We start from the raw sequence: 13,025 nt of genomic DNA, 5'->3' as shown, positions 1-13,025 counted from the left end.
ATGTCCGCGATCGTTTGCTCCCATGTCGACAAGGCTTACGGCGCCACTACCGTCATCCGAGACCTCAATCTCTCGATCGAGGAGCACGAATTCGTCGTATTCCTCGGCCCGTCCGGCTGCGGCAAGTCGACCTTGCTCAGGATGCTGGCCGGACTGGAGGATATCAGCGGCGGGGAAGTGTCGATCGGCGGCAAAGTGGTCAACGATCTCGAGCCCGGCGAGCGCGGCATTGCCATGGTTTTCCAGAACTATGCGCTCTACCCGCATATGACGATCTTCGACAATATCGCCTTTGGGCTCAAGCGACAGAAAGTGCCCCCGGCCGAGATCCGGAAGCGGGTCGAGGCGGTGGCAACGACGCTCGGCCTCGAACCTTACCTCGCCCGCAAGCCGACCGAACTTTCCGGCGGCCAGCAGCAGCGCGTGGCGATTGCGCGCGCCATGATCAAGACGCCGAAAGTGTTCCTGTTCGACGAGCCGCTGTCGAATCTCGACGCCAAACTTCGCAACCATATGCGGGTCGAAATCGCCCGCCTGCACCAGTCGCTGAAGACCACTACCGTCTATGTCACCCACGACCAGCTCGAAGCGATGACGCTGGCCGACCGGATAGTGCTGCTCAGGGATGGCGTCATCGAACAGATCGGCTCGCCGGCCGAGATCTATCGCCAGCCGGGCAATCTGTTCGTCGCCGGCTTCATCGGTACGCCGAACATGAATTTCATCGACGTGGCCGTCGGGCGGAAGGACGAACGCTGGACGCTGACAGGCGGCGGCTCGACCTTCTTCATAGAAGGCCTGGGCTTCGATCTGCGCGGCGTCCATCGCGCCGTGCTTGGAATCCGACCGCCGGACCTGAAGACCGCCGGTGCTCAGAGCATCAATCTTCTGCAAGGCACCGCCGACCTCATCGAGTTCCACGGCAATGACGCGCTGGTGACGTTCGCCTGCGGCGGCAAGGAGGTCGGCGCGTTGGTATCGGCCCGCGAATGCCCGGCGTTGCGCGCGCCTGTGCGCTACACATTCGAGGAGGAGAGCGTGCATCTGTTCGACGCGGCGACCGGCGCATCCTTGCGGCGGCGGGAGGAGGCCTAGATTTGGTACGCAATTCCGGACGGAAAACCGTTTCACGCTTTTCCTGGAATTGCTCTAGTTGATGGCGTCGAGCGCCTGCCGCTGGCGGTGCATTTCGAGGAAGATCCTGTAGTCGCGGTCGAAGCGGCCTGACGCGGTCGGGTTCGAGGTGCGCGCCCTGCCGCCTTGCTGCATGGCGACGCAGGCGGCATTCAGGTCCGGGAACAGGCCAGCGGCAGTGGCGGCGACCATGCCGGTGCCGAGCAGAACGGCTTCGTCGGCCAGCGGCTCGATCACCGCGCAGCCGGTGGCGTCGGCATAGAGCTCCATCAGCAACGGGTTCTTGGTGTGGCCGCCGGTGACATGCAGCGTGTCTATGAGATAGCCGTTCTCGTTCAGCGCCTCCAGCACATGGCGCACGCCGAGCGCGATGCCGACGGCGGTGCGCCAATACAGCTTGCACAGACTGTCGAAGGAGGAATCCAGCGTCAGCCCGCTGACCACACCGACCGCATGCGGATCGGCAAGCGGCGAGCGGTTGCCATGGAAATCCGGCAGCACATGCAGCCTTGCCGCCAGCTTGTCACCTTCGGTGCTGCGCAGTTCGGCGACGCGCCTGGCGATTTTTGCATGCATGGCCGCGTCCGGCTCGCCGCCGGCGCCGTGCCAGCGGATGATATGGTCGAGCAGCGCACCGGTCGCCGACTGGCCGCCTTCCGACAGCCAGAGTTTTGGCAGTGCGGCGCCATAGTATGGACCCCAGACGCCGGCGAAAGGCTGCGGGTCGGGCGACATCGCCATGACGCAGGACGAGGTGCCGGCGATCAATGCCAGATGGCGGCCGATATTCTGCTCGTCGCCAGCAAAGCCGCCGAGCACGCCAAGCGCGCCGGCATAGGCATCGATGACGCCGGCGCCGACCCGACAGTTTTCGCTCAAGCCCAACTCCGCCGCCGCTTCAGGGGTGAGCGTGCCGATGTCTGCGCCGACAGCACTTGCCTTCTCCGGCAGGCTGCCGTGTTCGAACAGATCGCCAAGCCCGACCCTGTCGAAGAAGTCACGGCGCCAGCCGGTTTCCTCATGCGCCAGATAGGTCCATTTGGCGGTCAGCGTGCATTGCGAGCGCGCCAGCGACCCGGTCGCCTTCCAGGTCAGGAAATCGGTGAGGTCGAATAGGTAGCCGGCTTCATGCCAAGTCCCCGGCAGATTGCGCTTCAGCCACATCAGCTTCGGCGTCGCCATTTCCGGCGACATGACGCCACCGATATAGTCGAGTACGGCGTGGCCGCTATCGGTGCATTCATCTGCCTCGGCGATGGCGCGATGGTCGAGCCAGACGATGGTGTCCCAGCGCCGTTCGCCCGTCACCGAGACGCTGAGCTGGCCGGCATTCCTGTCCAGCACCACCAGCGAGCAGGTGGCGTCGAACGACATGCCGACAATATCGTCGGCTGACACACCGGCCTTTTCGCGCGCGGCACGCACCGCGATGCACACAGCCGACCAGATATCCTGCGAATTGTGCTCGGCGTGATCGGCCTGCGGCTGGTTCATGACGATCGGATGCTCGGCGCGGCCGAGCAAGGTGCCTGACGTGTCGAGAATGCCCGCGCGGGCGCTCCCGGTGCCGACATCGACCGCGCAAACGAAGCTTTTCGTCAAGATGCTTTTACTCTCGCTCCCTAGAGCCGGATGATTTCAGGTCTGTTCGACCTGAAATCTGAATCCGTCTCTAAATCAAAGAAGTAGAGCATGATGTCGTCCGAAAACCGCTTCACACTTTTCGGCATCATGCTCTAGCCTGCAATCAGATCGGGCAATTGCAGCATGTCCGCGAATATAAAGTCCGGTTCACTCGACGCAAGCCGCGCTTTCAAGGCCGGGTTGCCGGCGTGCGAACCGCCGGTGAAAGCAAAGACGCGCATACCGGCCGCACGCGCCGCCGCGATGCCGGCAGGGCTGTCCTCGATTACGATGCAATTACCGGGATGCGCGCGCATAGCAGCGGCGGCATGGAGAAAAAGATCCGGCGCCGGCTTGCCGCGCGCGACCATGGCAGCGCTGAACAGATGGGGCTCGAGCAGGCCGAGCAGGCCGGTAACGTCGAGCGCATAGCGAATGCGGTCGAGCGTGCCGGAGGAAGCGACGCAGCAGGGCACGCCCAGCCTCGGCAGGATGTCGCTGATGCCGGGAATCGGCTTCAGCTCCTCGCGGAATTTGCGCATCAGCTCGACGCGCATATCGGTCAGGTGCACGTCGGTGATGTCGATGGTGAAATCGCGAAGAAGTATCTCGCGCACGCTCTTCATGCTCTTGCCGAGGAAATGCTCGTAGGCCGCATCCTCGCTGACCGAGCCCCCGGCGGCAGAGATCATGCCGAGCAGAGCCGAAACCGACAGCGCCTCGCTGTCGACCAGCACGCCGTCACAGTCGAAGATGACCAGTTCGGGCGTCATTGCGGCTGGCGTCAGAGCTTGCCGGAGATGTAGCGCGTCAGCGTCGCGCGCGTGCCATTCGCCCACAAGACGTTGAGCGCATGGGCAAAGGCCTCGGCGAACGCCGCCGAGCGGCCGACATCGCCATAGATGTCCTCCATCGCAAGCCAGGCGCCGGGCGCATCCTTCGCCGCCTTGGCGGTTGCCTGCAGCCGGTCCCAGCTGGGATCGTTGGCTTCGATGTCGGCGCCGCTGTCGGTGGTGCCGAAGCAATAGCGGCACCACAGCGCCGATTCCAGCGCGAGACCCGCAACGCTCTTCCCGGCTTTCAGCCGGTCGGCGATGGTCGGGATGATGAATTTCGGCTGCCGGTTGGAACCGTCGAGGCAAAGCCGGCGGATGGTGTCGCCGATCTTCGGGTTGGAAAAGCGGTGCTCGATGAGCTGGTAATAATCCTCCAGCACGGTGTCCGGCACCGGCGGCACGGTCGGGATGATCTCGTCATGCTCGAGCTTGGCGAGGAAGCCGCGCACCAGCGGCTCCTGCATCGCCTCATGGACGAAATGGATGTCCATCAACCCTGCGGGATAAGCGATCGTGGCATGACCGCCATTGAGGATGCGGATCTTCATCAGCTCATAGGGCGCGACATCCCTCACGAATTGCACACCGACCTTTTCCAGCGGCGGGCGGCCGTCGGTGAAACGGTCTTCCAGCACCCATTGCTTGAACGGCTCGCAGAACACCGGCCAGTTGTCCTCGAGGCCGAACTCGGTGGCGAGAATGCCGCGCTCGCGGTCGGAGGTGGCGGGGGTGATGCGGTCGACCATGCCGTTGGGAAAGGCGACATTGTCGCTGACCCAGTTTGCCAGATCCTCGTCGATCAGCCGGGCGAGGCCGATGACGCCATCCGAGGTGACATGGCCATTGTGAGGGATGTTGTCGCAGGACATGACGGTGAACGGCACGATGCCGTCGGCCCGGCGGCGCATCAGCCCGGCCAGGATGAGGCCGAACACCGTCTTCGGCGTCGTACCTGCCTGCGCGTCGGCAACGATATCAGGATGGGTCGGGTTGAACTTTCCCGAGGCCGGATCGATGAAATACCCGCCTTCGGTGATGGTCAGCGAGACGATCTTGATCGCCGGATCGGCGAGCTGGTCGATGATCGCATCCGCATCGCCGGGCGTCAGGAAATCGATCATGACGCCGGTGACGCGGGCGCTCATATGGTCGGAATCCTGCTCGACCACGGTGGTCAGCCAGTCCTGCTCCTGCAGCTTGGAACGACCGATTTTTTCGCCCTCGAAGACCCCGGCGCCGACCAGCGCCCAGTCATGGCCGATGCCTGCATTGAAGAGATCGTCGAGGTAGACCGCCTGATGCGACCGATGGAAATTGCCGACGCCGAAATGGACGATACCGGGTTTGAGCCTGGAGCGATCATATCTGGGACCGGCGACCTTGGCGGGGAGTTCCGAGAGGATCGAGGAGGAGAGTTTCACGGTCATTTTTCTACCCTTTTGGCCGGGCTGCGGCCTTCGTGATCCCGGCCCATCAACTCATCCATTGGCCGCCATCGACATTGTAGGTCTGGGCGACGATGTATTCGGCGTCGTCGCTGGCCAGGAAGACCGCCATGCCGGTCAGGTCCTCCGGCTTGCCCATGCGGCCATAGGGCACGCCCTCGCCGACCAGCCGCTTCTTCTCGCCCTTCGGCCGGTTCTCATATTTGGCAAACAGCGCATCGACCTCATCCCACATATCGCTGTCGACGACGCCGGGCGCGATGCCATTGACGTTGATGCGGTGCTTGATCAGGTCGAGCCCGGCGGACTGGGTCAGCGAAATCACCGCGGCCTTGGTGGCGCAATAGACGGCGACCAGCGGCTCGCCGCGCCGTCCTGCCTGGCTGGCGATGTTGATGATCTTGCCGCCCTTGCCCCTTGCGATCATCGAACGCGCCGCTGCCTGCAGCATGAACAAAGTGCCGGCGACGTTGACGGAGAACAATTTGTCATAGCTCGCTTCGGTGATCTCGACGATCGGCGCCAGGTCGAACAAGGCAGCATTGTTGATCAGTATGTCGAGGCCGCCGGTCTTTGTTTCGACCGCCTTGACCGACGCCTGGATCGAAGCAAGGTCGCTGACGTCGAGCCTGACCGGATAGGCGTTGGCGCCAATCTCGGCGGCCGTGTTTTCGGCAGCCGCCAGATTGATGTCGGCAATGGCCACCGTGGCACCCTCGCGCGTATAGGCTTCGGCAAAAGCCCTGCCGATGCCGCGCGCGGATCCGGTGATCAGCGCCGATTTGCCTTTCAGTCTCACTGCGTCAGCGCCTTTCCGTCGGGGCCGAAGCGATGCATGCGGACCTTGTCCGGCGTCAAATAGATGGTGTCGCCGTGGCGTACGGCCAGTTCGCCATCGGCGCGTACCGTCAGCGGACCGACGCCGTCGGCCTGGACATGCAGGAAGGTGTCGGAGCCCAGATGCTCGGCGACGCCGACAAGGGCTTTCCAGTCACCCGCGGTGGTCGATATCCCCATATGCTCAGGACGAATGCCGATGGTCTTGGCGTTGTATTTGGCCGCCGGCGCACCTTCGATCAGGTTCATTTTCGGCGAACCGATGAAGCCCGCCACGAACAGGTTCTTCGGCGACTTGTAGAGTTCCATCGGCGAGCCGACCTGTTCGATGTTGCCGGCGTTGAGCACGACGATTTTGTCGGCCATGGTCATGGCTTCGATCTGGTCGTGGGTGACGTAGACCATCGTCGTCTTGAGCTGATGGTGCAGCTCGCTGATTTCGAGCCGCATGGTGCCGCGCAGTGCGGCATCGAGGTTGGACAGCGGCTCGTCGAATAGGAATGCCGAGGGCTGGCGCACGATGGCGCGGCCGATGGCGACGCGTTGCCGCTGGCCGCCGGAGAGCTGGCCGGGCCGGCGTTCGAGATAGTTGGTGAGGTTGAGGACCCGGGCTGCGTCCTTCACCTTCTTGTCGATCGTCGCCACATCCTCGCCCGCCATCTTCAGCGGGAAGCCGATGTTCTTGGCCACCGTCATATGCGGATAGAGCGCATAAGACTGGAATACCATGGCCAGCTTGCGCTTGGCCGGCGCCTCGCCGGTGACGTCACGGTCATCGATGTTGATGGTGCCCCCGCTGGTGTCCTCGAGCCCGGCGATGAGGCGCAGCAACGTGGACTTGCCGCAACCCGACGGCCCGACGAAGACAACGAACTCGCCATTCTCGATGACCAGGTCGAGGCCTGGAATGATGACCGTCGATCCGAAATGCTTGGAGACGTTCTTGAGCGTGATGTTTCCCATGGTTTCCTCCCCGAGGGGTTATTTGGCCGGATTGCTTCAGGCAACGTCCGTTATTTTACCGCGCCGAATGTCAGGCCGCGCACCAGCTGCTTCTGGCTGAACCAGCCCATGATCAGGATGGGGGCGATGGCCAGCGTCGAGGCCGCCGAAAGCTTGGCCCAGAACAGGCCTTGCGGGCTTGAGAACGAACTGATGAAGGCCGTCAGCGGCGCCGCCTCGGTGGTGGTCAGGCGGATGGTCCAGAACGCTTCGTTCCACGCCAGGATGATGTTGAGCAGCATGGTCGATGCGATGCCCGGCACGGCCATGGGGGTCAGCACATAGACGATCTCGCCCCACAGGGTGGCGCCGTCCATGCGTGCCGCCTCCAGGATTTCGCCGGGGATTTCGCGGAAGTAGGTGTAGAGCATCCAGATCACGATCGGCAGGTTGATCAGCATCAGCATGATCATCAGGCCGATGCGGCTGTCGAGGAGTCCGGCATCGCGGAAGATGAGGTAGATCGGGAACAGCACGGCAACCGCCGGCATCATCTTGGTCGAGAGCATCCACATCAGGATGTCCTTGGTCCACTTGCCCGGCGAGAAGGCCATCGACCAGGCGGCCGGAACCGCGACGATCAGGGCCAGGATGGTCGAGCCGACCGAGAGCAGCACCGAGTTGAAGAAGAACTTGAAGTAGCCGCTCTGCGCCTGGACCTCGGTATAGCTCTCGAACGTCCCCGACGGGATCAGCGCGAAGCCCTGGATGGCCTCCTGCTCCGACTTGAACGAGGTGATGATCGTGTAGAGGATCGGGAAGAAGATCAGCAGCGCGACGATCCAGGCGGCGCCTGTCGCAATGACCTTGTGTTGGGTGGTGACTGCACGTGCCATCGTATCCTCCCTTACTTGTCCAGGTTCTTGCCCACCGCGCGCATGGCGAAGTAGGCGACGATGTTGGCGAGAATGACGGCGATGACACCGCCGGCCGATGCCTGGCCGATTTTGAACTCCAGCAATGCCTTCTGGTAGACGAGGAAGGGCAGGTTGGTGGAGGCATAGCCGGGTCCGCCATTGGTGGTGACCAGGATCTCGGCATAGACCGACAGCAGGAAGATGGTCTGGATCAGGATGACGACGGTGATGGCGCGCGACATGTGCGGCAGCGTCAGATAGATGAAGCGGCTGACGAAGCCGGCGCCGTCCATCTCGGCGGCTTCCTTCTGCTCGCCGTCGAGCGACTGCAATGCGGTCAGCAGGATCAGCGTGGCGAAGGGAAGCCATTGCCAGGCGACGATGATGATGATGGCCAGCATCGGATGCTGCCCGAACCAGTCGATCGGTTGAGCCCCGAAGAAGCGCGCAATGTCGGCAAAGACGCCGTATTGCGGGTGCATGATCATGTTCTTCCAGACAAGTGCAGCCACCGGCGGCATGACGAAGAACGGAGAGATGACGAGGATGCGGACGATCCCCTGTCCCCACATCGGCTGATCGATCAACAGCGCCAGCATGATGCCTCCGATGACGGTGATCAGCAGCACGCTGCCCACCAGGACCAGCGTGTTGAGGATCGACTGCAGGAATGCCGGGTTGGAATAGAACAGCGAGTAATTCGAGAACCAGACAAACCCGTCGCGGATCGGATTGAGCGGATTGTACTGCTGGAAGGAGAACCAGATCGTGAGTGCCAGCGGCACGATCATCCAGACGAACAGCAGCACCACGGATGGCGCCAACATAAAGCGGGCAAGCGAACGGGTCTGCTGAGTAGCCATGACGGTCACCCTTCAAGGTCAGCCAAATTTTCAGGTGTGTGAAAGGGGCCGCCCGAACTGGGATTCGGGCGGCCGTTGCCGGCCAAGGAGGCGGCCGGCATTCGGCACCGGGAGGAGCCTTACTTGATATAACCGCCTTCGGTCATGGTCGCGGTGGCGGCGTCCTGCGCCTGCTTGAGCGCGTCGTCTACGCTGGTCTGGCCGGCGAGCGCCGCCGAGAACAGCTGGCCAACGGTTGTGCCGAGGCCCTGGAACTCAGGAATGGCGACGAACTGCACACCGACATAGGGCACCGGCTTGACGGTCGGATGCGTCGGGTCGGCGGCATTGATCGAGTCCAGCGTCATCTTGGCGAACGGAGCCGCCTTCTGATACTCGGCATTGGCGTAGAGCGAGGAGCGCGTGCCCGGAGGAACGTTGGCCCAGCCTTCCTTCGAAGCAACCAGTTCTGCGTAGTGCTTGCTGGTCGCCCAGGAGACGAACTTCTGTGCGGCGTCTCCCTTCTGCGTGCCGGCCGGGATGGCCAGCGACCAGGCCCACAGCCAGTTGCCGCGCTTGCCCAGACCATTGTCGGGGGCCAGTGCGTAGCCGACCTTGTCCGCGACGGTCGAGTTCTTCGGGTCGGAGACGAAGGAGGCGGCGACGGTGGCGTCGATCCACATGCCGCACTTGCCCTGCTGGAACAGCGCCAGGTTTTCGTTGAAGCCGTTGGACGAGGCGCCCTCGGGACCGTCGGCCTTCATCAGGTCGACATAGAACTGCAGCGTGTTCTTCCATTCCGGCTGGTCGAATTGCGGCTTCCAGTTCTCGTCGAACCAGCGGGCGCCGAAGGAGTTCGACATGGCGGTGAGGAAGGCCATGTTCTCGCCCCAGCCGGCCTTGCCGCGCAGGCAAACGCCGTTCACGCCATTGGCGCGGTCGGTCATCTTGTCGGCGGCCTGCTTGATGAAGTCCCAGGTCGGGGCGTCGGGCATCTTCAGCCCGGCCTTCTCGATCAAGTCCTTGCGGTACATGACGAAGGAGCTTTCGCCGTAGAAGGGCGCGGCATAGAGCTTGCCGTCGACCGACAGGCCGCCGGCGATGGCCGGGATGATGTCCTTGGCGTCATAGTCGTCGCCGAGCTTGTCGAGCGGCAACAGCCAGTTCTGCTTGGCCCAGATCGGAACCTCGTAGGTGCCGATGGTCATAACGTCATACTGGCCGCCCTTGGTGGCAATGTCGGTGGTGACGCGCTCGCGCAGCACGTTCTCTTCGAGCGTGATCCAGTTGAGCGTGACGTCGGGGTTAGCCTTGGTGAAGTCGTCGGTCAGCTTCTGCATGCGGACCATGTCGCCATTGTTGACGGTGGCGATGGTGATGGATTCGGCATGCGCGGCGAAAGCGAAGGCGCTGGCCGACAACAGGCCCAAAGTGAGCGTGCGCAGTTTCATCAAATTCCTCCCATGAACCAAGATGAGCATTTGCCTTGGTAATGGGCAATTACTCACTTGGCGTTAATTATGTCAAGCCGGATTCGATGCTGCAGCGCAGCACACGGGGCAGGTGCGCGACGTTGCGCGCGTAGAGGATATTGAATGGATTTGCGAAGCTGTTTGCACGGGGATGTGAGAGCGGGTTGATGCCGACCCATCGCAACCCAATCATGGCGCCAAGGGAGCGATAGGGCCCAGCCCGTCAGCCGTGGGACGGGTAGCTTCCGACGGAATATTCGAAAACCCTGCCGTCGCGTGTTTGCTTGGCTCTGGTCAGCACTTCCGTCACCTGGATCCAGCTGGGCTCGTCCTTGCGCAGCCTAACTTCCCGGCCGATTGCCTTCACGGCAGCTTGAAACGGCGTAAATGCTTCGATCACCTGCGTCGTGCGCACGGTGTTGTTTTCGATTTCTTCGACGCGATAGACTTTCATCAGCCGGCTGATCGACCCTGTTTCAATCTGCAGACGATTGATCCTGCTCAATTGGGTCGTCACAAGCACAAGCCTATGCCGGGCGAGTGATATCGACAGCGTTTTTGTCAAGCTTGGTTAACCGGGTGGCCCGATCGCAGCTGTTTGTCCGCGAAAGCGAGCATTCGTCGCGGATCCATGGCTCGCTTTGCATCTCGGAAATCAATCCGCGAATCGCTCGCCCTCAGGCGCAGGCGATCTCGGCCAGGATCCAGTCCCGGAAGGCTTTTATCTTCGGCACGTTGCGACGCGCCGTCGGGTAGACCAGCCAATAGGCGTGGCCGTCGTCGCCGACCAGGTCGAAGGGCTGGATCAGGCGGCCGGCGGCGAGCTCGGTCTTGAACAATGCGGTGGTCAGGATTGCCACACCATGGCCGGCGATGGCCGCGTTCGCCTCATAGGCCTGCGCGCCCATGCTGGTGCCGGTGCGCCTGGCAAGTTCGTCCGCCGGGACGCCGGCAAGGGCGAACCATTCCCGCCACCAGATGTCGCCGGGATCGAGAATGGGCAGCTTGAACAGGTCGGCGGGTTCGTGGACGCCACCTATGGTGGCAGCGAGTGCCGGGCTCAGCACCGGGGTGAAATCGGCCTTGAACAAAAGATGGGTCTCCACTCCAGGCCACTTGCCGCTGCCGGAGCGGATAGCGATGTCCATGTCCTCGCGGGCAAAATCGATCACCCTGTTCGAGGTATCGACGCGCACCGCCAGCGACGGATGCGCGACCTGGAAGGAGCCGAGGTGCTGCGCCAGCCAGTTCGAGGCAAAGGTCAGCAGCGTCGAGACGCACAGCACACCATCGGCGCCCCCACGCGCGGCGGAATAGGCGCTTGAGAGCAGGCTGAACGCCTCGCTGACGGCGGGCGCCAGGCGCTGGCCGGGTTCGGTCAGCACGATCTGGCGCGGCTGGCGCAGGAACAGCGGCGAACCGATGCGCTCTTCCAGAAGCTTGATCTGATAGCTGGCGGCGGCCTGCGTCATGCCGAGTTCCTGCGCGGCCTTGGTGAAGGAGAGATGCCGCGCGACGGCTTCGAACACCCTGATGGCCTGCAGCGGCGGCAACTGGGCGAGCTGTGGTGTCTTGAGATCGGGCATAAGCCCTCCTTATGGGTCGTGATCGACGTTTGATTGGCGGGAAGAGCCAATCAGGCCGATATCTGGTGTCAACGATCAATCAAGTTCAAGCATAGCGGAGGCTGAAGATCATGACCACGGTACAGCAAAAGCTCCATTCGACCCCGGCGCAGAGCTGGTTTTCCCTGCTGGTGCATGAATTTTCCCTGCTGGTACGCCGCCGCCGCAGCTATGTCGACGTCAGGGAATTGTCGCCGCATCTGCAGCGCGACATGGGTTTCCTCGATGGAAATGATGTTTGCGGACGGCACAAATAGCAGTGCCGATTTTATCACCAGATCAGGCACCGTCGAGCAGGGCGGCAGCGGTCCGCTCGTCGGTGATGAGGCCATTGACCAGCCGGCGGTTCACCGCGGCCAGGATGCCCGGCAATTTGCGCTCGCCCATGGCGAGCGCAATGACCAGCGACTTTTCGCGTGACGGCAAGGCTGCCGACGATACCCGGTCGTTGGTGATGCCCTCGATCATGCGGCCTTCCCGATCGAACACCCAGCCGACGATCTCGGCGACGCCGCCAGCCTTTTGCAACGCCTTCAACTCGCTTTCCGAGATAAAACCGTCCTCGTAGAGCGGCGCCTTCGGGCCGAGATCGCCGATGCCGACAAAGGTCACGTCGGCTTCCGCGGCCAGCGCCAGCGTCGGTTGGATCATCGGCTGGGCAAGCAGCATCTCGCGCTCTTCCGGCGACGAGGCGATGACCGGCAGCGGCATCGGGAACGAGCGCGCCTTGACCCGGTCGGCCATGGTGAAGATGACGTTGTAGAAGGCGGCCGAACCGTCGGGCGAGATGTTGCCGGTCAAGGACACAACCTTGTGCTGCGAGCATTCCATCGGCGGCAATTGCTCGATCGCCGCCTTCAGCGTGCGGCCGGTGCCGATGGCCAAGACGATGGGCGTCGGTGACCGCAGCCGCCGCTCGATCTCGGCCGCAGCCGCCTCGGCAATGCCGATCGTGGTCGAGGATGAGGTTGGATCGCTCGGCACCACTTCGACGAGGTCGAGCGCGAAGCGTGACTTCAGTCTAGCTGCGAGATCAAGGCAATTGGCGATCGGGTGATCGACGCGAACCTTGATCAGCCCCTCCGACACCGCCAGCGACACCAGCCGCTGCGCCGTCTGCCGGGAAATGCCGAGCGTGGCGGCGATCTGGTCCTGGGTGTTGCCGGCAACATAATAAAGCCAGCCGGCGCGCGCTGCCTCGTCCAGCCTGCTGCTGCCGCCATCTTGCCGCGAATTCAAAATGTGCCTCCAGCCCTGCCCCTTTGCGCGCCCTTGGGCGAAGCGTCATAGTCTTGCAGGGAATGTGTCGGCGCGCAATTGTTCAATCGGGAGGACAATTGCTTGCTGCTTCG

General features: G+C 62.7%; 13 protein-coding genes. 2 read left to right on the top strand and 11 right to left on the bottom strand.

From position 1 onward, the window contains the following. On the top strand, positions 1-1,095 hold the full coding sequence (locus NKI96_RS19430) for an ABC transporter ATP-binding protein (protein ID WP_023700457.1): 1,095 nt from the start codon (positions 1-3) through the stop codon (positions 1,093-1,095). Positions 1,096-1,149: 54 nt separating this feature from the next. On the opposite strand, the gene NKI96_RS19425 is transcribed toward NKI96_RS19430, so the two are convergent. From NKI96_RS19425 to NKI96_RS19380, 10 genes are all read right to left on the bottom strand, one after another. After that, a complete protein-coding gene (locus tag NKI96_RS19425; protein WP_023700458.1) occupies positions 1,150-2,736 on the bottom strand; it encodes an FGGY-family carbohydrate kinase in 1,587 nt (528 codons plus the stop codon). 134 nt (positions 2,737-2,870) lie between these two features. Then, the gene (locus tag NKI96_RS19420; protein WP_023683588.1) at positions 2,871-3,530 is read right to left on the bottom strand and encodes an HAD family hydrolase; all 660 of its coding nucleotides are present in this window, start codon (positions 3,528-3,530) and stop codon (positions 2,871-2,873) included. Positions 3,531-3,541: 11 nt separating this feature from the next. Further along, on the bottom strand, positions 3,542-5,020 hold the full coding sequence (locus NKI96_RS19415; RefSeq protein WP_023689169.1) for a mannitol dehydrogenase family protein: 1,479 nt from the start codon (positions 5,018-5,020) through the stop codon (positions 3,542-3,544). A 46-nt stretch (positions 5,021-5,066) separates the two neighbouring features. Next, entirely contained in the window at positions 5,067-5,837 is a 771-nt protein-coding gene (locus tag NKI96_RS19410) for an L-iditol 2-dehydrogenase (RefSeq protein ID WP_023683590.1), read from the bottom strand. Then, a complete protein-coding gene (locus tag NKI96_RS19405; RefSeq protein WP_023683591.1) occupies positions 5,834-6,838 on the bottom strand; it encodes an ABC transporter ATP-binding protein in 1,005 nt (334 codons plus the stop codon). Before NKI96_RS19405 ends, NKI96_RS19410 begins: the two co-directional genes overlap by 4 nt. Positions 6,839-6,888: 50 nt before the next feature. Further along, positions 6,889-7,713, bottom strand: coding sequence for a carbohydrate ABC transporter permease (locus NKI96_RS19400; RefSeq protein ID WP_023671250.1), 825 nt, complete (start codon positions 7,711-7,713; stop codon positions 6,889-6,891). Between the two features lie 11 nt (positions 7,714-7,724). Further along, positions 7,725-8,597 (bottom strand): carbohydrate ABC transporter permease, encoded by an 873-nt coding sequence (locus tag NKI96_RS19395; RefSeq protein WP_352805658.1) that lies wholly within the window; start codon positions 8,595-8,597, stop codon positions 7,725-7,727. Between the two features lie 119 nt (positions 8,598-8,716). Then, positions 8,717-10,027, bottom strand: a complete 1,311-nt coding sequence (locus NKI96_RS19390) for an ABC transporter substrate-binding protein (protein WP_352805656.1) — start codon at positions 10,025-10,027, stop codon at positions 8,717-8,719. Positions 10,028-10,271: 244 nt separating this feature from the next. After that, positions 10,272-10,613: a hypothetical protein gene (locus NKI96_RS19385; protein ID WP_155923262.1), complete on the bottom strand. Its 342-nt coding sequence runs from the start codon at positions 10,611-10,613 to the stop codon at positions 10,272-10,274. Between the two features lie 112 nt (positions 10,614-10,725). Then, positions 10,726-11,634 (bottom strand): LysR substrate-binding domain-containing protein, encoded by a 909-nt coding sequence (locus tag NKI96_RS19380; RefSeq protein ID WP_352671056.1) that lies wholly within the window; start codon positions 11,632-11,634, stop codon positions 10,726-10,728. Positions 11,635-11,744: 110 nt separating this feature from the next. On the opposite strand from NKI96_RS19380, the gene NKI96_RS19375 reads away from it, so the two are divergent. Next, the gene (locus NKI96_RS19375; protein WP_023711369.1) at positions 11,745-11,930 is read left to right on the top strand and encodes a hypothetical protein; all 186 of its coding nucleotides are present in this window, start codon (positions 11,745-11,747) and stop codon (positions 11,928-11,930) included. Positions 11,931-11,952: 22 nt separating this feature from the next. Here NKI96_RS19375 and NKI96_RS19370 read toward each other — a convergent pair whose 3' ends face one another. After that, positions 11,953-12,912: a sugar-binding transcriptional regulator gene (locus tag NKI96_RS19370; protein ID WP_023711370.1), complete on the bottom strand. Its 960-nt coding sequence runs from the start codon at positions 12,910-12,912 to the stop codon at positions 11,953-11,955. Positions 12,913-13,025 lie beyond the last annotated feature (113 nt).

This window comes from Mesorhizobium sp. M0292 (assembly GCF_040321695.1).
GTDB lineage: Bacteria > Pseudomonadota > Alphaproteobacteria > Rhizobiales > Rhizobiaceae > Mesorhizobium.
This window is presented reverse-complemented; position numbering and strand designations above follow the sequence as displayed.

Coding starts and splice junctions, on each gene's coding strand:
- NKI96_RS19400 (WP_023671250.1), bottom strand. CDS start 7,713: ATGGCACGTGCAGTCACCACCCAACACAAGGTCATTGCGACAGGCGCC.
- NKI96_RS19420 (WP_023683588.1), bottom strand. CDS start 3,530: ATGACGCCCGAACTGGTCATCTTCGACTGTGACGGCGTGCTGGTCGAC.
- NKI96_RS19375 (WP_023711369.1), top strand. CDS start 11,745: ATGACCACGGTACAGCAAAAGCTCCATTCGACCCCGGCGCAGAGCTGG.
- NKI96_RS19395 (WP_352805658.1), bottom strand. CDS start 8,597: ATGGCTACTCAGCAGACCCGTTCGCTTGCCCGCTTTATGTTGGCGCCA.
- NKI96_RS19380 (WP_352671056.1), bottom strand. CDS start 11,634: ATGCCCGATCTCAAGACACCACAGCTCGCCCAGTTGCCGCCGCTGCAG.
- NKI96_RS19430 (WP_023700457.1), top strand. CDS start 1: ATGTCCGCGATCGTTTGCTCCCATGTCGACAAGGCTTACGGCGCCACT.
- NKI96_RS19415 (WP_023689169.1), bottom strand. CDS start 5,020: ATGACCGTGAAACTCTCCTCCTCGATCCTCTCGGAACTCCCCGCCAAG.
- NKI96_RS19405 (WP_023683591.1), bottom strand. CDS start 6,838: ATGGGAAACATCACGCTCAAGAACGTCTCCAAGCATTTCGGATCGACG.
- NKI96_RS19390 (WP_352805656.1), bottom strand. CDS start 10,027: ATGAAACTGCGCACGCTCACTTTGGGCCTGTTGTCGGCCAGCGCCTTC.